The organism is Bradyrhizobium sp. USDA 4501, assembly GCF_054062115.1.
On record NZ_JBSSEX010000001.1, the window covers coordinates 7,543,068 to 7,566,326 of the forward strand.

Consider the following 23,259-nt stretch of genomic DNA (forward strand, 5'->3'; position numbering starts at 1 on the left):
GTTTCGTGGCACGACCTTTGCGACATGCTCCGCCGATGCGGCCATTCCTGTGATTGCCAGCCGCCGGGAATCGAATTGGAGAACATGTCATGGGTATCTTCGGCGCTCTCACGACGGCTGTCGGTGGCTTGCGCGCGGGGTCGTACGCGCTCGAAAACATCTCCGGCAACATCGCCAACTCGCAGACCACCGCCTTCAAGCGCATCGATACCTCGTTCCTCGATCTCGTCCCGCAGACCGCGCTGACCGCGCAACTTGCCGGCGGCGTCACCGCGCAGTCCCGTTCGACCAACTCGGTGCAGGGCGACGTCCAGTCGGCATCGGTCGCGACCTTCATGGCGATCAACGGCAACGGTTTCTTCGCGGTGCAGAAGCCCGGCAGCTTCACCGACGGCGCCCCGGTGTTCGATGGCGTCGACCGCTACACTCGCCGCGGCGATTTCCAGCTCAACAAGGACGGCTATCTCGTCAACGGCGCCGGCTACTATCTCGAGGGCGTGCCGATCGACCCGACCACCGGCAACCCGGCGGGCTCATCGCCGCAGGTGCTGCAATTCAAGAACGACTTCCTGCCGGCGCAGCAGACCACCAAGATCGACTATCGCGCCAACCTCGCGTCCTATCCCTTGACCACCGCGCACGACACCTCGGTTCCCGGTTCCGAGCTGATCCGGCCGGGCGCGTTCAGCAGTGGAAACAATCCGTTGGTGCTGGGCACGCCGGCTGCGCCGTATACCGATTCCGCCATCACCGGCACCGCGCAAAACAACAAGGCGACGCCGTCGGTGGCCATTACCGCCGCGACCCTGCTTTCAGGCGCAGCCGGCACCGATTCGATCAATACCAACTTCAGCGCCGGCTCTGCGGGCCCGCCCGTCGTGCCCGCCGACACGATCACGGTCAACGGCACCGTCATCACCTTCGTGGCGTCGGGGGCGACCGGCAACCAGCTCAACGTCACCGACAGCATCGGAACGCTGCTCGCGAAGATCGACGCGATTACCGGTACCACGACGCCATCGACGATCAGCGGCGGCAAGATCACCCTGCACTCCGGCAAATTGGCCGATCTCAACGTGACGAGCTCGAACGCGACCGCCTTTGCGGCGCTCGGCTTCACCGGGTCGGCGGTTGCGGTTCGCGGCGGCGGCGGCACGGTCGGCACCGGCCAGGTTATCGGCAACGACAACTCGACCTTCCTGAACGAATCCGTCTCGGGCGGCGCCGTCACGGCCTACGACGTGTCGGGCGCGCCGGTGAACCTGCAATTCCGCTGGGCCAAGACCGACAGCTCCTCGCTGGGCAGCGGACATACCGACACCTGGAACCTGTTCTATCAGGTCGATCCCAATGCGACCGGCACGCAGGTCTCGTGGCAGAACGTCAACGTCAACTTCACCTTCGCCTCGAACGGCCAGATGTCGCCGGCGATCTCCTCGGTGGCGCTCACCAATGCAGTCGTCAACGGCGTGTCGCTCGGCAGCCCCGTGATCAATTTCGGCTCCGGTGGCGTGACCCAGTTCGCCGACGCCAACGGCAACGTTCAGGTGAACCAGATCCAGCAGGACGGTTTCCCCGCCGGCCAGCTGCAGTCGGTCAGCGTCTCGACCAACGGTCGCATCGTCGGCAACTACACCAACGGCCGCAACATCGACCTCGCCGAAATCTCGGTGGCGACCTTCAACGGCACCAACTTCCTCAAGCGCATCGACGGCGGTGCGTTCGAGGCAACCGACGAGTCCGGCGCGGCGCTGTTCGGCAAGGCCGGCACCATCGTCGGCTCCTCGCTCGAGAGCTCGAACACCGATATCGCCGACGAATTCACCAAGCTGATCGTGACCCAGCAGGCCTATTCGGCAAACACCAAGGTGATCACGACGACCAATTCGATGGTGCAGGACCTCCTGAACGTGGTGCGCTGATCGCGTCGTTGCTGCACGTGTGAAGAAGTAAAGGCGAGTACATATCATGGGTTTGAGCCAAGCCCTTTCCACCGCGATGTCGGGCCTGCGCGCCACGCAGGCCTCGCTCTCGCTCGTGTCGTCGAACGTCGCCAACGCGGAGACGCCCGGCTACGTCAGGAAGACGCTGAACCAGACTACCGGCACCACCGGCCAGTTCGGATCGAGCGTCCTCATCGCCGGCGTCAACCGCCAGCTCGACGAATTCCTGCAGACCCAACTTCGCACCGAGACGTCGGGCGCGGCCTATGCCGACGTCCGCTCGGATTTCCTGGCCAATCTGCAGGGCGTGTACGGCAATCCCGACTCCACCGGCACGATCGAGGACGCCTACAACAAGTTCCTGACCGCGCTGCAGGGGCTGTCGACCAGCCCGGAATCGCAGTCGGCCCGCATCGGCGTGATCAATGCCGCGCAATCGATGGCGCAGCAGCTCAACGCGACTTCGCAGGGAATCCAGACGCTGCGCGCCAACGCCGAGGCCGGCATCAGCGACTCCATCAACAGCGCCAACAATGCGTTGCAGCAGATTGCGCGCCTCAATGTCCAGCTGGCGGCCAATGGCGGCACGACCGATGCCTCGACCGCGGCATTGCTCGATCAGCGCGACCGTTACGTCACGCAGCTCTCGCAGCTGATGGACATCCGTACCGTCACCAACAGCCAGAACCAGGTGAGCGTGTTCACCAATTCCGGCGTGCAGCTGGTCGGCACCGAGGCCGCGACGCTCAGCTTCAACGCCCAGGGCACGATGACGCCCAACACGTTGTACAATACCGACCCGACCAAGAGCACGGTCGGCACCATCACCATCACGTTCCCGCATGGCGGCACCTATGACATGGTGTCGACCAACTCGATCCGCTCCGGCAAGATCGCCGCCTATCTCGAGTTGCGCGACAACACGCTGGCGCAGGCCCAGACACAGATCGATCAGTTCGCGGCCGCGATGTCGAGCGCGTTGTCGGACAAGACGACCGCGGGCACCGCGGCGACGGCGGGGGCGCAGTCCGGCTTCGACCTCGACCTCTCGGGGCTGCAGAACGGCAACACCATCCACGTCTCCTACAAGGACAACACCACCGGCCTCACGCATAATCTGTCGATCATTCGCGTCGACGATCCGAACGTGCTGCCGCTGAGCAATACCGCGACCGTCGATCCGAACGACGAGGTGCTGGGCATCGATTTCTCAGGCGGCATGAGCTCGGTGCTGTCGCAGCTCAACGGCGCACTCGGCGGAACCGGCCTGCAATTCTCCAATCCGTCCGGGTCGACGCTGCGCGTGCTCGACGACGGCGCCGTCAACAAGGCCGATGTGACCGCGGCGTCGGTCACGTCGACGGTTTCGTCGCTGACCTCGGGCGATCCGCACCTTCCGCTGTTCACCGACAATGGCGGACTCTACACCGGCGCGATCACCGCGAACGGCTCGCAGACCACCGGCCTTGCCGCGCGCATCAGCGTCAACACCGGCCTGATCGGCGATCCCTCGCGCATGGTGGTGTACTCGACCAATCCGCAGACGCCGGCCGGCGACACCACGCGCGCCAACCTCGTTCTGAACCAGCTGTCGAACGCCTCGTACAGCTATTCGCCGCAGACCGGCCTTGGCACGTCAGGCGCGCCGTTCACCGGCACGCTGCTCAACTTTGCCAAGCAGTTCATCAGCCAGCAGGGCGAGTCGGCGACCGCCGCCAAGCAACTGGCTGACGGCCAGGACGTCGTGCTGAACACGCTGCAGACCAAGATGGACTCGACCTCCGGCGTCAACATGGACGAGGAGATGGCGCATCTGCTTTCGCTGCAGAACGCCTATTCCGCCAATGCGCGCGTGATGTCGTCGATCAAGCAGATGTACGACGCGCTGCTGCAGCTCACGTGAGGGTAACATGTCGATCGACGGCGTAAGCGGCAGAACTTCCTATATCGGCACCACGATCCTCAACCTGCGGAATCAGCTCAATGACCTGACCACGCAGCTTGCGACCGGCAAGGTATCGACGACCTATGCGGGGCAGGGGCTCGATCGCGGTTTCGCGCTCAGCCTGCGCGCGCAGATCAGCGGCATCAACGCATTCTCCGATACCGCCACCAACCTCAACACGCGCCTGAGTGTCGCGAACCTCACCCTGCAGGGCCTGTCCGACGTCGGGACCCAGGTGAAGAACGCCGCGACGACGGCGACGCTGACGCTCAACGACAGCGGCCAGACCTCGGGCCAGATCACGGCGCAGGCGGCCTTCGCCAACGCGGTCGCGATGCTGAACAGCCAGTCGGGCGACCGCTATCTGTTCTCCGGCCGCGCGATGGATACGCCGGCCACGGTGTCCGCCGATACCATGCTCAAGGGCACGGCAACCCAGGCCGGCCTGACGCAGCTCATCAATGAGCGCAAGCAGGCCGATCAGGGCGCCGGCATGATGGGCCGCCTGAGCGTCTCGTCGCCGCCGGCGACCACGACGGTCACGAGTATCGCCGAGGACGGCTCGCCGTTCGGCCTGAAGCTCCTGTCGGTGCAGTCGTCGTCGACGGGTGGCGCCACGGTGACGCAGCCGACCGGCACGCCGAAGTCGGCGTCGGTCGATCTCGGCGCCGTCAATCCGAAGGACGGCGACAAGATCAAGTTCAACTTCACGCTGCCCGACGGCACCACCGAAGCGATCGAACTCACGGCGACGACGACGAACCCGCCGCCCGCCGGTTCGTTCCTGATCGGCGCCGACACCGCGGCGACGACGGCCAACCTGCAATCGACGCTGACCTCGTCGATCAAGACGTTGAGCGACACGTCGCTGGTCGCGGCGTCCGCGGTGGCGGCGTCGAACAATTTCTTCAATCCGGTCGCAACCGTCTCGGGTGCGGCGGTCAACAACCAGAACACGCCGCCGGCGCCGATCAGCGGCGCCACGGCGCTGTCGGGGACGGCGGGCACCGACTCGCTGTCGACGAGCTTTGCCGCCGGCGATACCATCACGGTGAACGGCACGCCGATCACCTTCGTGGCCTCGGGCGCCACCGGCAACCAGGTCAACGTCACCGACAGCGTGCAGACGCTGATGGCCAAGATCGACCAGATCAGCGGCACCAAGAACCCGTCGACCATCAGCAACGGCGCGATCACCCTGCACGGCGCCGATGGCGAGAGCCTGTCGATCTCGAGCTCCAACACCGCCGCACTCGGCGCACTCGGCATCGCCAGCAACACCACCGCAGCGCCGGCGCCGCTCAGGGTAGGGGGACCGCCGTTCGACACCGCGACCAACCTGGTCGCGGGCACGCCCGGCAACACCGTCTACTGGTACACCGGCGAGAACGGCCCGGGGTCGGCGCGCGGCACCGCGGTCGCGCAGGTCGATCAGTCGATCACCGTGCAGTATGGCGCGCGCGCCAACGAGCAGGCCTTCCGCTATTTGCTGCAGAACGTCGCGGTGTATGCAGCCGTCACCACCAATGCCAGCAACCCGAATGCGAGCGCGCAGGTGACGGCGCTCGCGCAGCGCGTCAGCGGCAACCTCGCCCCGCAAAACGGTCAGCAGCAGATCCAGGACGTGCAGGCCGAATTCGCCGGTGCCCAGACCGCGACCAAGGCGGCCACCGATCGGCAGACCCAGCTCAAGGGGATGGCGGAAACGATGCTCGACTCGGTCGAGGGCGTCAATCAGGACGAGGTCGCGACCAAGATCCTGGCGCTGCAAACCAGCTTGCAGGCGTCGTACCAGACCACGTCGATGCTGTATCAGACGACGCTGCTGAAATATCTGCCGATCAGCTGATCACGCGCCCCTGAACTCCAGCCAGCAAAAGGCCTCCGCGCGGAGGCCTTTTTCGTGTGTGCCGAGCATGACCGGCAGCTTGGAGGTGGAAGTCCTCTATCCAGCCTGATGACGGTGAAGGATTAGCGAAGCGCAAGGGCGTCATCGCGAGGTGGGGTCTGAAGGAAGCGTGGAGCAAAGCCGCGGCCCGATGGACAAAAACCGGATAACGAGGCCTACCCGGCCGGACGAGCGAGCACGTGATCGCGAAGTCCACGGTCATCAAGGGCCGGGGTGGTAAATCCGGCGGGCGTGCGGCGAAGGCGGTCGATCTTACCTCGGGAGATCTGCGCTGCGTCTCGGCAACGAGACTGAGGTCGTCGTAAGGCGATCTGACCGCAGTGCAGAAGTCAGCAGAGGGCATAGTAGGCGGAACGAGTTTCGCCGAAGGCCTGAACGCTGGAAGTGACGAGTAGATGCAGCGATATCGCATCGGCCATGCGACTGAATTCCGGGCAACTGGCCTCGGAACGGCGGGAAGGGGTGAAACCCTGACTGACGCTGATCAGAGGAGTCGAAGCTGGCGCGACGATTGCTGACACCCAAACTACGGCGGCAACAGAACAACTCTTGCCGCTTAATCCAGCGAACCGCCGTATACGGACCCGTATGTACGGTGGTGTGGGAGGGGAGGGGCTGCGAGGCTCCCCCCTATCCCGATTCAGGCGAGTGGGGCTAGAGCGTTTTCAAGCGACGTGGACGCCGGTTCGCGCGAAGAAACGCGTCAAAACAAGAAGCTCTACGCGCTCTTGCGTGTGTCGTCCCGTTCGGCGTTCTGCTGGTCGCGCGCGGTTTCCAGCAGCTTCTCTTCGTGTGCGATCAGCTTCTTGGATTCCTTCAGCGCGTGATAGAGGTCGCCGTTGAGGATGAAGTTGTTGACGCTTTCGATGAAGGGCCACGCGCTCGGCATCGCGGTGATGATGTCGCGCACCAGACTGAAATAGGTCGGGTGGTGCGCCATCGGGTCCGGCGATAGATACATCAGCTGCACGGCGAGATAGATCAACTTCGCGGGCGTATCCGCGGTCTCGGGCGTCAGGATATCCTTCTCGCGCAGGATCGGGATGCGATCGCCGTCGATCAGCAGGCGGGCGCGCTGGTCGGTGTTGGTGATCACGCAATTGCCGACGATGATGCGTTCGTTCGGTTTGAGTTCGACCTTCAGGGCCATGACCGTTCTCCTTTGCCTGCAGTCGCGCGATGTCTTCGCTGGCGGAGCGAAGTGGTTCGGCACTGCTTAGCAGCCGCCGTTGCGGGCAGGGGCCGATGCGACAGCGATCCTTTCCCATGATGGTTAATGCTTGGTGAACGAGGGGCGGGCGCTAGCGTCGTTATCTAGCCGGAATTGTCAGTCGTCTCAGTAGTTTTCGGGGCGAACCTCGCCCAATGGCGACAATTTTATTCTTCGGCCTTTGTCTCAAATACCGTGCCGGAGATTTCTTTTTCCTTCGCGGCCAGACCGCAGGATCGGCCATCCGCCCGATCAGAAAGGATTGGAGCGGCTTTTTCCTCAGTTTCACACCAGAAAGGTATGAAAATGTCCGATATCATTCTCTCCTCCTCCGTTCGCCAGAACCTCCTCTCCCTCCAGTCCACCGCCGATCTGCTCTCCACGACGCAGAACCGCCTTGCCACCGGCAAGAAGGTCAACACGGCGCTCGACAACCCGACCAACTTCTTCACCGCGCAATCGCTCGACAACCGCGCCAGCGACATCAACAACCTGCTCGATGGCATCGGCAACGGCGTGCAGGTGCTGCAGGCCGCCAACACCGGCATCACCTCGCTGCAGAAGCTGGTCGATACCGCGAAGTCGATCGCCAACCAGGTGCTGCAGAGCCCGACCGGCTACACCACCAGGTCGCAGGTCACCTCGACTGCGGCGCTCGGCGGCACGTCTGCCAACCTCGTCGACGGCACCACGATCAAGAGCGGTGACGTGCTGGCGATCGCGGCTTCGGCCGGCCAACCCGCCTTCAGCTTCACCTTCGGGGCCAGCACGTCGCTGGCGCAGCTGAACACGTCGCTGGCGGCGAGCAACCTGACGGCGAGCCTCGACAGCTCCAACAAGCTTGTCATCACCACGACCAATGACGCGGCGTCCTCGACGATCGGTGCGGTGACCTTCACCAACACCGGCGGCGGCACCGCGACGTTCAGCGCGGCCGGCACGGCCCCGGTTGCCGACCAGGCCTCGCAGTCGGCGCGCGCCGCTCTGGTGACGCAGTACAACAACACCATCGCGCAGATCACGACCACGGCGCAGGACGCCTCGTTCAACGGCATCAACCTGTTGAACGGCGACAGCCTGAAGCTGACCTTCAACGAGACCGGAAAGTCGACGCTCAGCATCACCGGCGTCACCTTCAATGCCAGCGGCCTCGGACTGAAGGCGCTGACCGCCGGCGCCGACTTCCTCGACAACAACTCGGCGAACAGCGTCATCTCGTCGCTGAGCTCGGCGAGCTCCGCGTTGCGCAGCGAAGCCTCGACGCTGGGTTCGAACCTGTCGATCGTGCAGATCCGTCAGGACTTCTCGAAGAACCTGATCAACGTGCTGCAGACCGGTTCGTCCAACCTGACGCTGGCCGACACCAACGAGGAAGCGGCCAACAGCCAGGCGCTGTCGACCCGCCAGTCGATCGCGGTCTCCGCGCTGGCGCTCGCCAACCAGAGCCAGCAGAGCGTGCTGCAGCTGCTCCGCTAAACGCGCCGGCAAGTGCTTCGAGAACGGCGGGGGAAACCCCGCCGTTTTCTTTTGTCTCCGGGATATTACGGTGTCTGTCTATGCCGTCAGAACGACGCATTTCGTAACGCCTGCTAACCATATTTAAAGGCGCCGGATGCATAAATATCGGGCGCTAGAATTGCGTCTTCGCGGCTCGAGAAATCCGCATCCCATCGAGGTCATTGAATGTCGAATGCAGCCCAGGCCTACGCTCGTACCTCCACGACGACGGCGTCCCCACGTGAAATCGAAGCGCAGGCGCTGTTGAAGGCCGCGCGGCAGCTGCAGGAAGTCCAGACGAACTGGAACGGTCCCGACAAGGCGCTCGATCACGCGTTGCTGTTCAACCGCCGGCTGTGGTCGATCTTTCTCAGCGCCGCGCAGGGCGACGACAATCCGCAGCCGCTCGAGATTCGCCAGAACATCGCCAATATCGGCGTGTTCGTGATGAAGCAGACCGTCGACATCCAGATGAATCCGGATCCGGCGAAACTGAAGTCGCTGATCGATATCAACTGCAATATCGCTGCCGGCCTCTCGGGTCGCGGCTGATCGATCGATTCCTCACGGAGCCCTCGGCATGGCCGACGTGTTGAGCATCCTGTCGGCCAACTACAAGGCCGCCGGCCTGACGGTCCCGTCGAAGACGCCCTATGTGGCCGTCGATCCGAACCTCTATGAGGGCAGCTGGAGCGGCAAGTACGCCAACAACAAGTCGTTCAACATCTCGGTGTCGAACGTCGATGGCTTCCGCGCCAAGGTCCACTACCAGAGCGACGGCACCAGCAAGTATCAGGACGTGCTGATCAAGGATGGCGGGTTCCGGATCGGCGATACCAAGTTCGCGCTGGTGCAGCAGGGGACGGCGTTGATCGCCAATGTCGTCACCGATCCGGCTACTGGGGCGACCTATCTCGACAAGGCCTACGCCACGCAGAAGACCTGAGCGGTCGTTGGTCCGCGCCTAGGCGCGGCGATCGGTGGCACGCACCCGCGTCGGCGCGTCCTTGCTGAGATCGAGCGCGTGGAAATAGGCGCGGCGGCGCAATACGGCTTCTTCCGGAAACTGCCTCACCACCAAATTCGTGCGATTGTCGACCACCTGATAGACCACGGCGCGCGCGTCGCGGTCGATGATGACCTGGTCGCTGACCGACGGAGCCTGATTTGAAATCGATGCGTTGACGGCGTCGGGATCGATGGTGACGCGCACGCTCGGCTCCGGAGCGGTGACGCTCTGGCTCGCCGGCAGTTCAGTCTTGACCGCCTTCTGCGCCGTATCGCTCGTGGGAGAGACCATCGGCGCCGCGACCGGTGCCCCCACCGGCTTGATGTTGAAATCTGTACTCATGGCAGCCTCGTAGTGCACAGGCACTAGTTTGCTTGAGTCAAATCCCAACCCCTCACGGTCCGCAACTCTACGGGGAACCTCTCAACAGGCTGTTAGAAAACACGCTGAATGCCGCGCTGCCGGGGCGGCGTCGAATTGAGCTAAATTGTAAGCGTAGGCGTCAGAGTGTGCGGCTGATCGCGATCGGCGTCATGTTGCGGGGGCCCGGCGTGGCGCGCTGTCCGCTTGCGGTATAGGTGTTCGGAATGTTGCGGCGCTGCACCTCGGCATTGACGCCGCGCACGATGCCTTCGGAGACGGCGTGCGCCGTTGCAAGCACGGTCAAATTGACCTGCAGCATGGCGCGGAACGTCTCGTGATGACGGCGCAGTGTCGCGAGCAACTCGGGATCGGTCTGCGACAGCATCTTCTGCATCGATTTCAGATGCTCCACCGCGAGCATGTAGCGCCGCGACAGCTCGGACTTCTGCGGCTCGAGCCGCATGCCCTCGCGGATCTTGCCGGCGCGGACGAACTCGGTCTCCTGCTCGATCACGGCAAGTAGGCCGCTCATCACCTCGGTCAGCTCGTTGGCGAGACGCGCGACGTCCGGCGGCGTCGACGTCGCGGACCGCGCGGCGGGGGCGGATGCTACTGGCCGCGGCTGCTGTGGACGCTGGTTCATCGCGCTGCTCCTTGAAACCCTAGCTCTTGTTCGCCTGCTGCAGGATCAGCGAGCGGAACACTTCGTTGGAAATGCCGACGCCGCCGGCCTTGGCGAAATTCTTCGAGTATTCGTCGGTCAGCATCGACCGCCACGCGCCGGTGCCGACGGTGTCGCCGTACGGGCCATCGCCCTTCAGGCCGGTCGTCATCTGCGAGAACATCGAATTCAGGAACATCGATTCGAAATCGGTCGCGGTCGCCTTCGCCTTGGCGGCCTGCTGCGGCGTCGCCTTCTTCAGCGCGTCCTGCAGCACGGGATCGGGGCGGCCGTTGAACATCGGCATCAACGCCGTGTTCGGCATGCTGCCGGTGGTGCTGTTGATCAGGCTCGCCATCACATCACCTCGATGTCGGCTTCGATCGCGCCGGCGGCCTTGATCGCCTGCAGGATACTGATGAGGTCGCGCGGTCCGATGCCGAGGCCATTGAGGCCGTCGACCAGTTGCTGCAGCGAGACGCCGTCCTTGACCACGGCGAACTTCTTGCCGTCCTCGCTGACGCCGACGCTGGTGCGCGGCGTCACGACTGTCCGGCCGCGCGACAGCGGATTGGGCTGGCTGACCTGCGGACTCTCGGAGATCGAGACGGTGAGATTGCCCTGCGCGACGGCGACGGTGGCGACGCGAACGTCGCGGCCCATCACGATGATGCCGGAGCGCTCGTCGATCACGATCTTGGCCACCAGATCGGGATCGACCTGCAGCTGCTCGATCTCGGTCAGGAAGGCGACGACGTTGCCCTTGAACTCCGTCGGGATCGCAAGCTGCACCGTGGAGGGATCGATCGGCTCGGCGGTCTTGACGCCGAGATAGTCGTTGACCGCGGCGGCGATCCGCTTGGCGGTGGTGAAGTCGGCGTTGCGCAGCGCGAGGCGCACATTGGGCAGGCGGTTGAGCGCGAATTCGATCTCGCGCTCGATGATGGCGCCGTTGGCGATCCGGCCGACGGTCGGCACGCCGCGCACGACGCTGGCGGCGGCACCTTCGGCCGCGAAGCCGGCGACCGCCACCGATCCCTGCGCCACCGCATAGACATTGCCGTCGGCGCCGAGCAGGGGGGTGACGAGCAGGGTGCCGCCCTGCAGGTTCTTGGCATCGCCGAGCGCCGAGACGGTGACGTCCATGCGCGTGCCCTGGGTGCCGAACGCCGGCAGATTGCCGGTCACCATCACCGCGGCGACGTTGCCGGTGCGGATGGTGGCGCCGCGGATGTTGACGCCCATGCGCTCGAGCATCGCCTGCAGCGATTGCTTGGTGAAGGGGATGTTGTTGAGCGTATCGCCGGTGCCGTTGAGGCCGACCACGAGGCCGTAGCCGATCAGCTGGTTCTGGCGCACGCCCTCGATATTGGCGAGATCCTTGATCCGCGACGTCGCGGCCGCCGGCATGACGGAGGCCGCCAGCGCCAGCAGCGCGGCGCAGGCCACTCCGAACAGATTTGCGATGCGGATGCCGGGCATCCCGATGCTCCCCTCGAACTGAACTCGCGGATCGCGCGACACTCCCATGACGGCGATCCGCCATTAACCATGCGAGCTGCGTGCCACTCTGCTTCGCTTGGGCAATGTGTTGATATATTTATCGAAATTGTCGGGTCGTCATTTTGCTCCGGTTCGCCAGGGAGCGCGAAACTGCCGCGCGGCGGCAGAAATTGCCGGGTCGTTTACGCGCCGTTAACCATAAAACAGCGATGCTCGGCCCATTCAGGCCTGCGGGATCATCACGACGATGCGCATCTACGGACCGAACGGCACCACGCTTGGCACGTCCACCAGCGCCACGCGGCGCACCTCGTCGAGCGGCTTCTCGCTGCCGGATGCGACGACCGCGCAGGAGGAGGTGCGCTCCACCGCGGCGCCGAAGGCCGCCGCCAGCCTCGATGCGCTGCTCGCGCTGCAGGGCGTCGAGGACCCGACCGAGCGCCGCAAGCGCTCGGTGGCCCGCGGCAAGGGCGCGCTCGACGTGCTCGATGCGCTCAAGCTCGGTCTGCTGTCCGGCAATTTCGATTCCTCCACGGTGAACCGGCTGCGTGACGCTGCGGCGAGCCTGAAGGAATCTTCCGGCGATCCCGGTCTCGATGCCGTGCTCGGTGAGATCGAACTGCGCGTCGAGGTCGAGCTCGCCAAGGCCGGGCAATACTAGGCTCCTCCCGATCAACTCACCTGTCCGACGCCGCCGGTGCCTGCAGGTGCCTCAGGCCGCCAGCGCCTTGCGCTGCGCGTCGTAGCGGCGCTGCGCGGCCAGCACGTCCTTCAGATTCCGTTCGGCCCAGTCGCGCAGCGGATCGACGGCTTCGGCGAGCGTCGATCCGAGCGGCGTGATTGAATACTCCACCGTCACCGGCACCGTTGCGATCGCCCGGCGGCGCAGCAGCCCGTCGCGCTCCAGGCTTTTCAGCACCTGCGACAGCATCTTCTGCGAGATGCCTTCGATCGCGCGTCGGAGCTGGTTGAAGCGCATCGGCTCGCTGCGCAGCAGCAGCAGGATCAGCACCGCCCATTTGTCGCCGACCCGGTCGAGGATCTGGCGCGTCGGGCAATTGGCGGCATAGGCGTCCGGCTTGAGGCTCGTGGCTTTCATCGCGGTTACTCCGGCGTGATCAGGTGAGGCGAGAGTGCCTTCTTCACACCTACATCCTTTTCGCTATCTAGTCACCATTGGAAACCATCAATCGGAGACTTGAGATGAAGATCGCCATCGCCGGCGCGTCCGGCCAGGCCGGCTCGCGCATCACCGCGGAACTCGCCCGCCGCGGCCACGCCGTCACCGCCATCGCCCGCAACCCGGAGAAGATCGCCAGCCTGCCCAATGTCACCGCCCGCAAGGGTGACGCGAACGACCAGGCCGCCTTGGCCGCGCTGTGGGCCGGCCACGATGCCGCGGTCAGTTCGATCCATTTCCTGGCCAGCGACCCCGCCAAGCTGACCGGGGCGGCCAAGGCATCCGGGGTCGGCCGCTATCTCGTGGTCGGCGGCGCCGGCAGCCTTGAGGTGGCGCCGGGCGTCCGCCTGGTGACCACCCCCAACTTTCCGCCCCAATACAAGGCCGAGGCCTCCAAGGGGGCTGAATTCCTCGACCTGCTGCGCCAGGAGAAGGACCTGAACTGGACCTTCTTGTCGCCCTCGGCGCTGTTCGTGGCCGGCGAGCGGACCGGCAAGTTCCGCCTCGGAACCGACCAGCTCCTGACCGCCGCCGACGGCAAAAGCTCGATCTCCTTCGAGGATTTCGCAGTTGCACTCGCCGACGAAATCGAGCGCCCGGCCCATATCCGCCGCCGTTTCACGGTCGGCTATTGAGGGGGCGGGGCCGTCCCCGGGCAGGGCGGATAAGTTTGCCTGTGCAAGGCCTTGGGGGCGGCCCGCCTTTCGCGGTGGCAGATATTGTCTGTCACATGACGTGGCTATATAAGGCGCCGCGCGGAGGAGTTGTGTTCCCTCCGCCTGACAGGGACATGGCTGCCTTTGGAAAAGCTGAAGAACTACCGGCCGACTGAAAAAGAGCCTTTCATGAATGAGCGGCAGCGCGATTATTTCCGCGCCAAGCTGCTGGCCTGGAAGGATGAAATCCTCCGCGAATCGAAGGTCACGTTGCAGACGTTGCAGGAAGAGAACGTCAATCATCCCGACCTCGCGGACCGAGCGTCCTCGGAAACCGACCGCGCGATCGAACTTCGTGCCCGCGACCGTCAGCGCAAGCTGATCTCCAAGATCGACGCGGCGCTCCAGCGCATCGAAGACAACACCTACGGCTATTGCGAAGAGACCGGTGAACCGATCTCGCTGAAGCGGCTCGAAGCCCGCCCGATCGCAACGCTGTCGGTGGAGGCGCAGGAACGCCACGAGAAGCGCGAGAAGGTCTATCGCGACGAATAGTGGCGACGGATCGCCACGGATGCTGCCGGCGCGTACCGGTTGTACGTTCGCGCCGCCATGATGACACGCACTCTCAGCATCGCTTCGGTGTTTTTGCTGGGCTGATCCCGCTTCCTCCTGGAAGCGCTGAGCGGCCCCACGAGCTTTCGCTCCTGGGATTCCAGTGAAACCGAATGAGCCGGTCAGGTTCCGCGCATCGCGGAGCATCGATGGCTGGCGACAGTTTGAGAGACAATCATGACCCATCGAAACGACGCGCGTGCGCTTGACGGCGCGCAGATCGAGCAATTCATCCAGCAGGGCTTTGTCCGGATCGACAGCGCCTTTCCCCGGGAACTCGCCGACCGGGGACGCGCCATCATGTGGCGCGACCTGCCATGCAGCGAGCACGACCCTTTGACTTGGACCCAACCGGTGATCCGGTTGCCGGGGTACGGCGGTACGCCGTTTCGCGAAGCGATCAACACGCCGCTACTGCACCGGGCGTTCGATCAGATCGCCGGTCCCGGCCGCTGGCGTCCGCGCGACGACATCGGAACCTTTCCGGTGCGCTTCCCGCATCCGGACGATCCCGGCGATGCTGGCTGGCACATCGACGTCAGCTTCCCCGGCGAGGATTGCGACCCGAACGAGCGCAGCGACTTCTCCGGCTGGCGGGCCAATGTCGTCTCGCGCGGCCGGGCGCTGCTGATGCTGTTCCTGTTCTCCGACGTCGGCGAGGACGACGCGCCGACCCGGATCAGGGTCGGCTCGCATTGGCCGATGGCGCGCCACCTCGCGCCGGCGGGCGAGGCCGGGCGCGCACGCATGGTGCTCGACGATGTCGGCGCCGACTGCGAGGTCGCGCTCGCGACCGGGGAGGCCGGCACGGTCTATCTGTGCCATCCGTTGCTGGTGCATGCCGCGCAGAAGCATCGGGGCACGACACCGCGCTTCATGGCCCAGCCGTCGCTCGCTGCCGGCGAACCGTACCGGCTGGAACGTGCGGACGGCGCGTATTCGCCGGTCGAGATCGCGATCCGAAAGGCGCTTGGCATGGAGTGATCGGACGCCGATCTGAAGGCGAGGCGATATTCAGGCTAACCCGGCTCCGAGTATCGCCTCGCTTGCCTCCGCCTGACGGCGCGGGCCGAACGTCTTCGACCATGCCAGCAATTCGCGGAAAGCCGGCGTCAGGCTCCAGGCCGAATCCGTCAGCTCGTATTCGACCTGCAGCGGCTTCTCGGCGAGCACCCTGCGCGCCACCAGGCCGTCGCGCTCGAGCTCGCGCAGCTGCGCAGTCAGCATGTGCTGGGTGATCGGCGCGAGCGCGCGGCGCAGCGCGCCGAACCGCACACCGCCATTCATCAGCGTGAACAGGATCTCGAGCTTCCATTTCCCCCCGAGCGCATGGATCGCGTGCTTGAATTCGATCAGCACATTGGGGTCGGTGGGGCAGCTCTCGCATTCACCGCCGTCACACATATCGCTGGTATTGTTTTCCATACCGGTCTCGAATTTCATCCTACTTGTCCAAGATCAGATAGTGACCAGATGCGGCCTGTGCAGGGCGGGCAGTGCAATGTTGGGCCCATCCGCCGAACCATGAAGAGGGCAGGGACATGAGCACGGTTTTGGTCACAGGCGGATCGGGATTCATCGGCGTGCATACGATTCTGCAGCTGCTCGCCGACGGGCATGCGGTGCGAACGACGGTGCGCAATCCGGGTCGCAGCAACGACGTGATCGCGATGCTGCGCGAGGGTGGCGCGCTGGCGCCCGACCAGGTCGGCTTCGTCACCGCCGACCTGCTGCGCGACGACGGTTGGCGCGAAGCGGTCACCGGGTGCGACTACGTGCTGCATGTCGCATCACCGCTCGGCGCCCGTGTGCCCGAGGACGAGAACGAGCTGATCGTCCCGGCGCGGGAAGGCACGCTGCGGGTGTTGCGCGCCGCGCGCGACGCCGGCGTCAAGCGCGTGGTCGTGACGTCGTCGTTCGCGGCAATCGGTTACGGCCATCCGCCGCAGGCGGCGCCGTTCAACGAGACCGTATGGTCCAATCTCGATGGCGAGGGCGTGCAGGCCTATCCGAAATCCAAGACGCTGGCCGAGCGCGCCGCCTGGGATTTCGTGGCGCGCCAAGGCAATGGCCTCGAGCTTGCCGTGGTCAACCCCACCGCGGTGTTCGGCCCGGCGCTCGGTGCCGATTTCTCCGAGTCGATCGGCATCATCAAGGCGCTGCTCGACGGCGCGATGCCGGCGGTGCCGCGGATCCATTTCGGCCTCGTCGACGTCCGCGATGTCGCCGACCTGCATCTGCGCGCCATGATGTCGCCCGAGGCCAGCGGTGAGCGCTTCCTGGCGGTCGCCGGCGAGACCATGTCGATCCTCGGGGTCGCCCGGGTGCTGCGCGCAAAACTCGGCAGCAAGGCGCGGCGCGTGCCGCGGTTCCAGGCGCCGGACTGGATGATGCGGCTCGCCGCACGGCGCAACCCGATGGCCCGTGCCGCGCTGCCGCTGCTCGGCAAGGTGCGCCGCGCGACCAGCGCCAAGGCGCAGCACCTGCTCGGCTGGCGCCCGCGCGGCAATGAGGAGATGATCGTCGCGACCGCGGAGAGCCTGATCCGGCTCGGCCTCGTCAAGGCCTGACGGCAGCTCCCGTGCAGCGTGCTTGCCAGACGCGTCGGCGAGTGCTGAATTGCAGCGAGCAGACGGAGGCGCCACCGCGCCGCCGAGAACACCAGGGAGGCTGCGCAGATGGATCGGGTCCTCGCGGCCGCAAAGGCGATTGCCAGCGCGCGCCGCAGCCGGGCGCCGCTCAAGGCGCTTCCGAAGGACGTGCTGCCGCGCGACGAGGCCGAAGGCTATCAGGTGCAGTACGCGTTGCACGCTCTGATGCAGCCACACGTCGGCAGCCTCGTCGGCTACAAGATCGGCTGCACCAGCGCGGTGATGCAGGAATATATCAACATCCCGCACCCCTGCGTCGGTGGCGTGTTCGAGAAGGTCGTGCATGACAGCGGCGTGCGGCTGCCGGCCGCCGAGTTCGTCCATGTCGGCGTCGAGTGCGAGATCGCGGTGCGGCTCGCCCGCAATCTCGCTCCCAGCGAGGCGCCGTTCACCGCCGAATGGGTCGCGGAAGCGATCGATGCCTACTATCCCGCGATCGAGATCGTCGACGACCGCTACGTCAAATGGGAGACATTGGGCGCGCCGACGCTGATTGCCGACGACTTCTTCGCCGCCGGTTGCGTGCTCGGGGAGGAGGTGCCGCGCATCACCGTGCCCGATCTGCGCGCGGTCGCGGGACGCGCGATCGTCAACGGCAAGGAAGAAGGCCGCGGCACTGGCGCCGACGTGCTCGGGCATCCCCACAACGCGCTCGCCTGGCTCGCCAATCATCTCGCCACTGAAGGCCGTGGCTTGCATGCCGGCCAGATCGTACTGACCGGCAGCCTGGTCAAGACGGTGTGGCTGAACGCGGGCGACACGGTCGTGATGGAGCTCGACGGCCTCGGCAAGGTGGAAGCGGCCTTTACGTGAGGTGACGTTGTGCGAGCCTGCCTCCACATAAGGACGTCGTCCCTGCTTTCGCAAGGCGAAAGCAGGGACGACACCGAGTGTGTTGCGCGACCTTGACCTGACTTTACTGAATTCACCTGCCTTTCAAGTCGTCGGCCGATTGGCGTCCGTGACGAGCTCGACCTTGCCGTCGGTCAGCCGATAGACCGCGCCGACCACCCTGAGCTTGCCCTGATCGACCGCGGCGCTAAGGATCGGCGTCGCCGATTTCAGCTTCGCGACGTTGTCGATGACGTTCTGCCTGATGGCGTTGGCGAGCCGGTCGCCTCCCTTGCCCTCGGTCGCCTTCACCGCCGGTGCGATCGCATTGACCAGCGAGGGCAGATGGCCGGGCAGGGTGGTGTTGTCCTTCAGCGACTTGATGGCGGCGTCGACCGCCCCACAACTGTCGTGGCCGAGCACCATGAACAGCGGCACGTTCAGCACGGCCGATGCATATTCAAGGCTCGCGATGGTCTCGTCGCTGGCGAAATTGCCGGCGATGCGGCAGACGAACAGATCGCCGCGGCCGGTGTCGAAGGCGTATTCCGGTGCGATGCGGGAGTCCGCGCAACTCAGGATGCCGGCGAACGGATTCTGTCCGCCGGCCAGCGCCTCGCGCTCGTGCTTGAAATCATGCCGCCGCGAGACGCCTTCGACATAGCGGAGATTGCCCTTCACCAGCCGCTCCAGCGCCGCGTCCGGCGCCAGCACATTCTGCGGCTTCGGCGGCGATTTGGTTTCCTTGGCGGAAACCGGCGGTGCAAGGGCGAGACTGGCTGCGGTGCAGGCCGCGGCAGCGAGGAAGCGGCGCCGGGAGGTCTGGGTGGGAGCTGTGATTTCGCAAAGCTGGCACATCAAAAATCTCCGTAAAATTATCCGGGAATAGCAATCGCGTCCGTGCAAAGGTTGTAGATCATGCGCAGTGCCACCGCAACGACACGGTTTCATGCTCGGTCCCTGCTCCCATGTGCAATTGCGCACTAGGCAGGGATGACGGTGAGGACGAGTCGCAATTCAAGATATCAAACAGCGCGGTGTGATGACCCGCTAAAGCGAAAGCGGGTGATCCAGTATTGCAGAGACGGCTGTGCTTGATCCGAGAGGCCGCGGCGTACTGGATCGCCCGGTCCCGTCTTCGCCAAGGCTTCGACGAGGCCACGCATCCTTGGCGCGCCGAAGCTTCAGCGGAGGCGGCGAGCCGGGTGATAACAGAGCGGATTCCACGCACACGATCGTCGTCCTGGCGAATGCCAGGACCCACCACCGCACCTGATGATGAACGGGATCGTGGCCCCAGCATCGCGCAACAACGCTCATTTGGGGTAATGGGTCTTGGCTTTCGCCAGGACGACATTGAATGTGTTGCGCGCGTTGTGAGTCAAACTTCCGCGTTCTCGCGACATGATTTGCCCGAGCTTTGCTCTTCGTTCCGCCCGGATTTGCCCGACGGGCCGATCGCCGCCACCGGATAACCTGCGGGTTATGAAAGGCGCGGGCGGTCTTGTTGTGCCATCGAGCCGGAAAGCCTCAGGTGGCGCGGCCGCTGTCGAGCCGCCGAAGTTTGCGGTTGACTTATCCATAGCTGGATAGTTATACGTTAATCCATAACCAATGGGTTATTGATCGCAAATGCCAGACGCTCACGACATCCTGTTTCGAACCCTCGCAGACCCGACCCGCCGGGCCATCTTCGAGCGCCTGTGTCGCGAGGGCGAGCAGACCGTCGGCGCGCTGACGGCCCGCGCTAGGATCTCGCAGCCGGCGGTGTCGAAGCATCTCGGCGTGCTGAAGCAGGCCGGGCTGGTGCGCGACCGCCATGAAGGCAGGCAGACCCATTACAGCGCGCAACTCGGCGCGCTGGCGCCGCTGATCGACTGGACCAGCCAGATGGCGGGCTTCTGGCAGAACCGGTTCGACCACCTCGAAGATCTCCTCAAAAGGATGGACCAATGAACAAGACCACCGCTGAAACGCGTTCCGCGATCGTCGAGCGTGAATTTCCTCATCCGCCGGAAAAGCTCTGGCGCGCGCTGACCCAACCGCATCTGATGGAGGAGTGGCTGATGAAGAACGACTTCAAGCCCGAGGTCGGGCACGGCTTCAACCTGCGCGGCGAGTGGGGCGGCGTGCTGGACTGCAAGGTGCTCGCTGTGGAGCCGCACAGGACGCTGTCCTACACCTGGAATTTCGTGCATGCGGATGCCGCCTACAATCTCGAGAGCGTTGTGGTCTTCACGCTGACGCCGACGGCGACCGGCACCCATCTGCGCGTCGAGCAGTCCGGCTTCCAGCCGCATCAGAAGCAGGCCTATGGCGGCGCTCATGCCGGATGGAAGCAGTTCCTCGAGAATCTCGATCAGCTGATGGCGCGGCAAGGTTGACGGCCTCTCTCTCTCGTCATTGCGAGCCAACGGGTCGGCGCATAGCGCCGCCCGATGACAGGCTCCGCGAAGCAATCCATCGTGCCGCATACACGGATAGATGGATTGCTTCGTCGCTTCAGCGCAAAATTGCTCTGCAATTTTGTCGGAAGCTCATGACGCTGGATCATTCACTCACCAACAGGAGGTCACATTGAACCGGAATAACTGGATCCGGCAATCGCACCGCTGGCTCTCGATCGCCTTCACGGTCGCCGTCATCATCAACATCGTCGCCATGGTCCTGCAGCAGCAGGCGGTCTGGATCGGCTTGCTAGCGCTGTTCCCGCTGATCTTCATGCTGCTCAGCGGCCTTTATCTGTTCGCGTTGCCATATCTGTCGCCGCGGCGTCAGCATGGGGGATCGACGTCCGCGTCCCAAGTGTGATTGCATGACGTGACGACTTGACGTGACGACTTGGGGCGGATGAGGCGCGAGAGACAGCAATGACGGCATCGGAACGTATCGACCAGATGATCGAGGACCTCACCGACTGGCGCGGCAAGACGCTGGCCAGCCTGCGCAAGAGCATCCTCGCCGCCGATCCTGAGATCATCGAGGAGTGGAAGTGGATGGGCAGCCCGGTGTGGTCGCGCGACGGCATCATTGCGGTCGGCAACGCCCACAAGGGCAAGGTCAAGCTGACCTTCATGTATGGCGCGCAGCTGCCCGACCCCGACAAGCTGTTCAACACCGGCTTCGAGGGCAATGCGCGGCGCGCGATCGATCTGTTCGAGGGCGACAAGATCAGCGCCCCTGCGCTGAAGACGCTCATTCGTGCTGCGATCGAACTCAACCAGGCCAAATCCAGGAAATCTGCGAAGAAGCCGGCAAAGAAGGCCGCGGGTACCCGCGCGACCGCAAAGAAGAAGGCGTGAGCTGCGCCGCCATGGTGCTCGCGATCCATCCGCGATGATCAAGACCAGGCTCGCCACATTGTCCGATGCGGACGCCATCTCCGCGCTGTTGACGGCCAACAACGGGGAGCACGGTGGCATGCTGCTCGGGCAATGGCCGCGCGACGTGATCGAGACGCGCATTGCAAGCGGGCAATCGATCGTCGTCGCGACCGACGATGAGGGCAGACTGCTCGGCGCGCTCCTGACGTCGGAGAAGGGATATGGCGAGGCGCCGCAGGTGCAGGCCATGCTGAAGGCCTGGCCGGGGCGGGCAGATGCGTATGTTTATGGTCCGGTGTGCGTCTCGCGGGACGCGCGCGGCCTTGGCGTGCTGGATGCGTTGTACGCGAAGCTTCAGGCGACGTTCCCCGGCCGCGAGGCAATCCTGTTCATCAGGGAAGACAACCCGCGTTCGCTCAAGGCGCATCTGCGGCTCGGCATGCGCGAGGTCGCGCGATACGACTTCGGCGGCAAGGTCTTCATTGTCCTGAGCGACAGGCCCGACGCGTGAATGCGGCCGTCGCGCTCCCGCGCAGGCAAGCTAGGCCGAGATGTCGACCGCCTGGCCGGCCTTGCCGGCGTTCTTCTGGAACGCCTGCTCGATCAGCTCCTTGATCTTCTGCTCGACCGTGGCGCGCTGATCCGGCGTCATGTTCTTGAGATCTTCTTCCGACATGCCCATCCTTTTGAGGATGTTCGCGCGCATCCGGTCCATCGGGCTCATCTGCGCATATTTGAGAAACTTCTGCTCGACGGTGTCGCCGAGCGAGCTGCCGCCGGTGGCGTCGGCGGTCAGCGGTTTCTTCAATGTGCCAGTCGTCATGCTGGCGGTGACCGATCCAAGGGCCGAGATCGACGTCATCTGCGCGCGCAGTCCCCATTGCAATGCTGCAATCGTGGAGCAAATGGCGTGCCATCCGTTGCAGCCGTGATTTCAACGGGATCGCGACGCCGCCACGCGCACGACGCGCAGCCGGCAGCTTCTGCCGGGCGAAGTTTGCCGGTTGCGGCCTTCGGGCTATGATATGCACGATCACTGGACCCGCAACCCGGTTGCGGCCGTTATGCCTTGGTATGCACGATCACCGGACCCGCAACCCGGTTGCGGCCGTTATGCCTTGGTATGCACGATCACTGGACCCGCAACCGCGGTGGCCTGGCCGACCAGCAATGGGCCGAGATTGTCATCGATCCAGGCCAGCGCGCGGCGGTTGGCCTCTTCGGCGCCGGCATGGTTGTTGAAGATGCTGATCGCGGTGACGGTATCGTCGCCGGCATAGACCACGTAATAGGCCATGAAGCCTTCAACGTCGCTGATGATCGGGATTGCGCCTTCCTTGATCCGGCGCGCGAGTTCCTCGGCGCTACCGGTCTTCGCCTTGGCGTGACGGATGGCGGCATACATGCGTTCCTCCTTCCGGCTGCATCGATCGGGCTGCGCTTCGCGCATGCGCGATCGTACGCCGGACCGGGTGGCGACGCCATCGGGATTGCGGACGGATTAGCTGAAACGCCTGCTCACGACCGTCGTGCGCCGGCCGGGGAGCTTCGGCAGCCTCGCCACACCCGCGCGTGTTGTCGTGGTCCTTGGGCCGGGGGCGGGCTCCGGCTCCTGTTGCTGCAGAAACAGCGTGGCTTCGAACAGCACGCCGGGGGCCTGCTTGGCCGTGCCCGAGCACACCGCCCGGTTGCCGTTGAACGAGCCGGTCAGCTGCGCCTCGACCTCGTCACATCCGAACACGGTGGTGAACGGGCCGTCGGCATAGCGATGCGTCGTCAGCGTCGCCGTGAAGCGGTCCTGATCGAGCTGGTAGGTGCCGCCATAAATGAACATGGCGTCACCGCCCGAGATCCTGCCGTTTGCAAGCTGGACTATTCCGGTGCCTTCGCCCCGCGGCGTCCGGAACCACGCCGCATATCGTCCGTCTCTTTGCATGACCGTCATACAAACAGAAAACCCTGC

The 23,259-nt window shown here is 64.6% G+C and carries 28 protein-coding genes; 17 read left to right on the top strand and 11 right to left on the bottom strand.

Annotation, left to right across the window (positions count from 1 at the left end):
• Positions 1 to 89: 89 nt before the first annotated feature.
• The 3 genes from ACVWZM_RS34720 to ACVWZM_RS34730 are packed head-to-tail and all read left to right on the top strand — an operon-like array spanning position 90 to position 5,737.
• A complete protein-coding gene (locus ACVWZM_RS34720) occupies positions 90 to 1,922 on the top strand; it encodes a flagellar hook protein FlgE (RefSeq protein WP_168855003.1) in 1,833 nt (610 codons plus the stop codon).
• Positions 1,923 to 1,968: 46 nt separating this feature from the next.
• Positions 1,969 to 3,846 carry a flagellar hook-associated protein FlgK gene (gene flgK / locus ACVWZM_RS34725; RefSeq protein ID WP_057016672.1) on the top strand — a complete coding sequence of 626 codons (1,878 nt, stop codon included), beginning with the start codon at positions 1,969 to 1,971 and terminating at the stop codon, positions 3,844 to 3,846.
• A 7-nt stretch (positions 3,847 to 3,853) separates the two neighbouring features.
• The gene (locus tag ACVWZM_RS34730; protein ID WP_456855723.1) at positions 3,854 to 5,737 is read left to right on the top strand and encodes a flagellar protein; all 1,884 of its coding nucleotides are present in this window, start codon (positions 3,854 to 3,856) and stop codon (positions 5,735 to 5,737) included.
• A 778-nt stretch (positions 5,738 to 6,515) separates the two neighbouring features.
• On the opposite strand, the gene flbT is transcribed toward ACVWZM_RS34730, so the two are convergent.
• Positions 6,516 to 6,947 carry a flagellar biosynthesis repressor FlbT gene (flbT, locus tag ACVWZM_RS34735; RefSeq protein WP_028337700.1) on the bottom strand — a complete coding sequence of 144 codons (432 nt, stop codon included), beginning with the start codon at positions 6,945 to 6,947 and terminating at the stop codon, positions 6,516 to 6,518.
• Positions 6,948 to 7,313: 366 nt separating this feature from the next.
• Here flbT and ACVWZM_RS34740 point away from each other — a divergent pair, with 366 nt between their 5' ends.
• The 3 genes from ACVWZM_RS34740 (at position 7,314) to ACVWZM_RS34750 (ending at position 9,450) form a co-directional block, all read left to right on the top strand.
• Positions 7,314 to 8,483 (top strand): flagellin N-terminal helical domain-containing protein, encoded by a 1,170-nt coding sequence (locus ACVWZM_RS34740; RefSeq protein ID WP_456855724.1) that lies wholly within the window; start codon positions 7,314 to 7,316, stop codon positions 8,481 to 8,483.
• Between the two features lie 207 nt (positions 8,484 to 8,690).
• Positions 8,691 to 9,056: a flagellar biosynthesis regulator FlaF gene (flaF, locus tag ACVWZM_RS34745; protein ID WP_016846762.1), complete on the top strand. Its 366-nt coding sequence runs from the start codon at positions 8,691 to 8,693 to the stop codon at positions 9,054 to 9,056.
• A 28-nt stretch (positions 9,057 to 9,084) separates the two neighbouring features.
• Complete coding sequence (locus ACVWZM_RS34750; protein WP_016846761.1) at positions 9,085 to 9,450, top strand: hypothetical protein; 366 nt, start codon at positions 9,085 to 9,087, stop codon at positions 9,448 to 9,450.
• Between the two features lie 18 nt (positions 9,451 to 9,468).
• On the opposite strand, the gene ACVWZM_RS34755 is transcribed toward ACVWZM_RS34750, so the two are convergent.
• The 4 genes from ACVWZM_RS34755 to ACVWZM_RS34770 form a co-directional block, all read right to left on the bottom strand.
• Positions 9,469 to 9,855 (bottom strand): hypothetical protein, encoded by a 387-nt coding sequence (locus tag ACVWZM_RS34755; RefSeq protein WP_076825676.1) that lies wholly within the window; start codon positions 9,853 to 9,855, stop codon positions 9,469 to 9,471.
• A gap of 160 nt (positions 9,856 to 10,015) precedes the next feature.
• Positions 10,016 to 10,519: a hypothetical protein gene (locus ACVWZM_RS34760; RefSeq protein ID WP_076825674.1), complete on the bottom strand. Its 504-nt coding sequence runs from the start codon at positions 10,517 to 10,519 to the stop codon at positions 10,016 to 10,018.
• 19 nt (positions 10,520 to 10,538) lie between these two features.
• Positions 10,539 to 10,895 carry a flagellar assembly peptidoglycan hydrolase FlgJ gene (flgJ, locus tag ACVWZM_RS34765; protein ID WP_456855725.1) on the bottom strand — a complete coding sequence of 119 codons (357 nt, stop codon included), beginning with the start codon at positions 10,893 to 10,895 and terminating at the stop codon, positions 10,539 to 10,541.
• Positions 10,895 to 12,019 (bottom strand): flagellar basal body P-ring protein FlgI, encoded by a 1,125-nt coding sequence (locus ACVWZM_RS34770; protein WP_038385504.1) that lies wholly within the window; start codon positions 12,017 to 12,019, stop codon positions 10,895 to 10,897. The genes flgJ and ACVWZM_RS34770 overlap by 1 nt, the downstream gene beginning before the upstream one ends.
• Before the next feature lie 268 nt (positions 12,020 to 12,287).
• Here ACVWZM_RS34770 and ACVWZM_RS34775 point away from each other — a divergent pair, with 268 nt between their 5' ends.
• Positions 12,288 to 12,701, top strand: a complete 414-nt coding sequence (locus ACVWZM_RS34775) for a flagellar assembly protein FliX (protein ID WP_057016669.1) — start codon at positions 12,288 to 12,290, stop codon at positions 12,699 to 12,701.
• A gap of 51 nt (positions 12,702 to 12,752) precedes the next feature.
• Here ACVWZM_RS34775 and ACVWZM_RS34780 read toward each other — a convergent pair whose 3' ends face one another.
• The gene (locus tag ACVWZM_RS34780; protein WP_028337693.1) at positions 12,753 to 13,139 is read right to left on the bottom strand and encodes a winged helix-turn-helix transcriptional regulator; all 387 of its coding nucleotides are present in this window, start codon (positions 13,137 to 13,139) and stop codon (positions 12,753 to 12,755) included.
• A 104-nt stretch (positions 13,140 to 13,243) separates the two neighbouring features.
• Between ACVWZM_RS34780 and ACVWZM_RS34785 the strand changes: the two genes are divergently transcribed.
• The 3 genes from ACVWZM_RS34785 (at position 13,244) to ACVWZM_RS34795 (ending at position 15,475) form a co-directional block, all read left to right on the top strand.
• The gene (locus ACVWZM_RS34785; protein ID WP_456855726.1) at positions 13,244 to 13,855 is read left to right on the top strand and encodes an NAD(P)-dependent oxidoreductase; all 612 of its coding nucleotides are present in this window, start codon (positions 13,244 to 13,246) and stop codon (positions 13,853 to 13,855) included.
• A gap of 210 nt (positions 13,856 to 14,065) precedes the next feature.
• Positions 14,066 to 14,431, top strand: coding sequence for an RNA polymerase-binding protein DksA (dksA, locus tag ACVWZM_RS34790; protein WP_170991616.1), 366 nt, complete (start codon positions 14,066 to 14,068; stop codon positions 14,429 to 14,431).
• 237 nt (positions 14,432 to 14,668) lie between these two features.
• A complete protein-coding gene (locus ACVWZM_RS34795) occupies positions 14,669 to 15,475 on the top strand; it encodes a phytanoyl-CoA dioxygenase (protein WP_456855727.1) in 807 nt (268 codons plus the stop codon).
• 30 nt (positions 15,476 to 15,505) lie between these two features.
• On the opposite strand, the gene ACVWZM_RS34800 is transcribed toward ACVWZM_RS34795, so the two are convergent.
• Complete coding sequence (locus tag ACVWZM_RS34800; RefSeq protein WP_156436155.1) at positions 15,506 to 15,934, bottom strand: winged helix-turn-helix transcriptional regulator; 429 nt, start codon at positions 15,932 to 15,934, stop codon at positions 15,506 to 15,508.
• 98 nt (positions 15,935 to 16,032) lie between these two features.
• Between ACVWZM_RS34800 and ACVWZM_RS34805 the strand changes: the two genes are divergently transcribed.
• Entirely contained in the window at positions 16,033 to 17,061 is a 1,029-nt protein-coding gene (locus ACVWZM_RS34805) for an SDR family oxidoreductase (RefSeq protein WP_076825670.1), read from the top strand.
• A 108-nt stretch (positions 17,062 to 17,169) separates the two neighbouring features.
• Entirely contained in the window at positions 17,170 to 17,955 is a 786-nt protein-coding gene (locus ACVWZM_RS34810; RefSeq protein ID WP_253589860.1) for a fumarylacetoacetate hydrolase family protein, read from the top strand.
• 123 nt (positions 17,956 to 18,078) lie between these two features.
• Here ACVWZM_RS34810 and ACVWZM_RS34815 read toward each other — a convergent pair whose 3' ends face one another.
• Positions 18,079 to 18,831: a carbonic anhydrase gene (locus tag ACVWZM_RS34815; RefSeq protein ID WP_456855728.1), complete on the bottom strand. Its 753-nt coding sequence runs from the start codon at positions 18,829 to 18,831 to the stop codon at positions 18,079 to 18,081.
• A gap of 774 nt (positions 18,832 to 19,605) precedes the next feature.
• Here ACVWZM_RS34815 and ACVWZM_RS34820 point away from each other — a divergent pair.
• From ACVWZM_RS34820 to ACVWZM_RS34840, 5 genes are all read left to right on the top strand, one after another.
• Entirely contained in the window at positions 19,606 to 19,929 is a 324-nt protein-coding gene (locus ACVWZM_RS34820) for an ArsR/SmtB family transcription factor (protein WP_016846748.1), read from the top strand.
• A complete protein-coding gene (locus ACVWZM_RS34825) occupies positions 19,926 to 20,357 on the top strand; it encodes an SRPBCC family protein (protein WP_456855729.1) in 432 nt (143 codons plus the stop codon). The genes ACVWZM_RS34820 and ACVWZM_RS34825 overlap by 4 nt, the downstream gene beginning before the upstream one ends.
• Before the next feature lie 193 nt (positions 20,358 to 20,550).
• Positions 20,551 to 20,784: a hypothetical protein gene (locus ACVWZM_RS34830; RefSeq protein ID WP_456855730.1), complete on the top strand. Its 234-nt coding sequence runs from the start codon at positions 20,551 to 20,553 to the stop codon at positions 20,782 to 20,784.
• A gap of 59 nt (positions 20,785 to 20,843) precedes the next feature.
• Positions 20,844 to 21,275, top strand: coding sequence for a DUF1801 domain-containing protein (locus ACVWZM_RS34835; RefSeq protein ID WP_456855731.1), 432 nt, complete (start codon positions 20,844 to 20,846; stop codon positions 21,273 to 21,275).
• Between the two features lie 34 nt (positions 21,276 to 21,309).
• Entirely contained in the window at positions 21,310 to 21,807 is a 498-nt protein-coding gene (locus ACVWZM_RS34840; RefSeq protein ID WP_456855732.1) for an N-acetyltransferase family protein, read from the top strand.
• A gap of 30 nt (positions 21,808 to 21,837) precedes the next feature.
• Here the strand turns inward: ACVWZM_RS34840 and ACVWZM_RS34845 are convergent, their stop codons facing one another.
• The 3 genes from ACVWZM_RS34845 to ACVWZM_RS34855 all read right to left on the bottom strand — a co-directional run bounded on the left by ACVWZM_RS34845 (position 21,838) and on the right by ACVWZM_RS34855 (position 23,130).
• On the bottom strand, positions 21,838 to 22,158 hold the full coding sequence (locus tag ACVWZM_RS34845; RefSeq protein ID WP_456855733.1) for a hypothetical protein: 321 nt from the start codon (positions 22,156 to 22,158) through the stop codon (positions 21,838 to 21,840).
• 249 nt (positions 22,159 to 22,407) lie between these two features.
• Positions 22,408 to 22,701, bottom strand: coding sequence for an antibiotic biosynthesis monooxygenase (locus tag ACVWZM_RS34850; protein ID WP_456855734.1), 294 nt, complete (start codon positions 22,699 to 22,701; stop codon positions 22,408 to 22,410).
• A 96-nt stretch (positions 22,702 to 22,797) separates the two neighbouring features.
• Complete coding sequence (locus tag ACVWZM_RS34855; protein ID WP_375166679.1) at positions 22,798 to 23,130, bottom strand: hypothetical protein; 333 nt, start codon at positions 23,128 to 23,130, stop codon at positions 22,798 to 22,800.
• Positions 23,131 to 23,259: the final 129 nt, after the last annotated feature.

Excerpts from the sequence above, each read along its gene's own strand:
- ACVWZM_RS34720 (WP_168855003.1), top strand. The coding sequence starts at position 90 with ATGGGTATCTTCGGCGCTCTCACGACGGCTGTCGGTGGCTTGCGCGCG.
- flgK (WP_057016672.1), top strand. The coding sequence starts at position 1,969 with ATGGGTTTGAGCCAAGCCCTTTCCACCGCGATGTCGGGCCTGCGCGCC.
- ACVWZM_RS34730 (WP_456855723.1), top strand. The coding sequence starts at position 3,854 with ATGTCGATCGACGGCGTAAGCGGCAGAACTTCCTATATCGGCACCACG.
- flbT (WP_028337700.1), bottom strand. The coding sequence starts at position 6,947 with ATGGCCCTGAAGGTCGAACTCAAACCGAACGAACGCATCATCGTCGGC.
- ACVWZM_RS34740 (WP_456855724.1), top strand. The coding sequence starts at position 7,314 with ATGTCCGATATCATTCTCTCCTCCTCCGTTCGCCAGAACCTCCTCTCC.
- flaF (WP_016846762.1), top strand. The coding sequence starts at position 8,691 with ATGTCGAATGCAGCCCAGGCCTACGCTCGTACCTCCACGACGACGGCG.
- ACVWZM_RS34750 (WP_016846761.1), top strand. The coding sequence starts at position 9,085 with ATGGCCGACGTGTTGAGCATCCTGTCGGCCAACTACAAGGCCGCCGGC.
- ACVWZM_RS34755 (WP_076825676.1), bottom strand. The coding sequence starts at position 9,855 with ATGAGTACAGATTTCAACATCAAGCCGGTGGGGGCACCGGTCGCGGCG.
- ACVWZM_RS34760 (WP_076825674.1), bottom strand. The coding sequence starts at position 10,519 with ATGAACCAGCGTCCACAGCAGCCGCGGCCAGTAGCATCCGCCCCCGCC.
- flgJ (WP_456855725.1), bottom strand. The coding sequence starts at position 10,895 with ATGGCGAGCCTGATCAACAGCACCACCGGCAGCATGCCGAACACGGCG.
- ACVWZM_RS34770 (WP_038385504.1), bottom strand. The coding sequence starts at position 12,019 with ATGCCCGGCATCCGCATCGCAAATCTGTTCGGAGTGGCCTGCGCCGCG.
- ACVWZM_RS34775 (WP_057016669.1), top strand. The coding sequence starts at position 12,288 with ATGCGCATCTACGGACCGAACGGCACCACGCTTGGCACGTCCACCAGC.
- ACVWZM_RS34780 (WP_028337693.1), bottom strand. The coding sequence starts at position 13,139 with ATGAAAGCCACGAGCCTCAAGCCGGACGCCTATGCCGCCAATTGCCCG.
- ACVWZM_RS34785 (WP_456855726.1), top strand. The coding sequence starts at position 13,244 with ATGAAGATCGCCATCGCCGGCGCGTCCGGCCAGGCCGGCTCGCGCATC.
- dksA (WP_170991616.1), top strand. The coding sequence starts at position 14,066 with ATGAATGAGCGGCAGCGCGATTATTTCCGCGCCAAGCTGCTGGCCTGG.
- ACVWZM_RS34795 (WP_456855727.1), top strand. The coding sequence starts at position 14,669 with ATGACCCATCGAAACGACGCGCGTGCGCTTGACGGCGCGCAGATCGAG.
- ACVWZM_RS34800 (WP_156436155.1), bottom strand. The coding sequence starts at position 15,934 with ATGAAATTCGAGACCGGTATGGAAAACAATACCAGCGATATGTGTGAC.
- ACVWZM_RS34805 (WP_076825670.1), top strand. The coding sequence starts at position 16,033 with ATGAGCACGGTTTTGGTCACAGGCGGATCGGGATTCATCGGCGTGCAT.
- ACVWZM_RS34810 (WP_253589860.1), top strand. The coding sequence starts at position 17,170 with ATGGATCGGGTCCTCGCGGCCGCAAAGGCGATTGCCAGCGCGCGCCGC.
- ACVWZM_RS34815 (WP_456855728.1), bottom strand. The coding sequence starts at position 18,831 with ATGTGCCAGCTTTGCGAAATCACAGCTCCCACCCAGACCTCCCGGCGC.
- ACVWZM_RS34820 (WP_016846748.1), top strand. The coding sequence starts at position 19,606 with ATGCCAGACGCTCACGACATCCTGTTTCGAACCCTCGCAGACCCGACC.
- ACVWZM_RS34825 (WP_456855729.1), top strand. The coding sequence starts at position 19,926 with ATGAACAAGACCACCGCTGAAACGCGTTCCGCGATCGTCGAGCGTGAA.
- ACVWZM_RS34835 (WP_456855731.1), top strand. The coding sequence starts at position 20,844 with ATGACGGCATCGGAACGTATCGACCAGATGATCGAGGACCTCACCGAC.
- ACVWZM_RS34840 (WP_456855732.1), top strand. The coding sequence starts at position 21,310 with ATGATCAAGACCAGGCTCGCCACATTGTCCGATGCGGACGCCATCTCC.
- ACVWZM_RS34845 (WP_456855733.1), bottom strand. The coding sequence starts at position 22,158 with ATGACGTCGATCTCGGCCCTTGGATCGGTCACCGCCAGCATGACGACT.
- ACVWZM_RS34850 (WP_456855734.1), bottom strand. The coding sequence starts at position 22,701 with ATGTATGCCGCCATCCGTCACGCCAAGGCGAAGACCGGTAGCGCCGAG.
- ACVWZM_RS34855 (WP_375166679.1), bottom strand. The coding sequence starts at position 23,130 with ATGTTCATTTATGGCGGCACCTACCAGCTCGATCAGGACCGCTTCACG.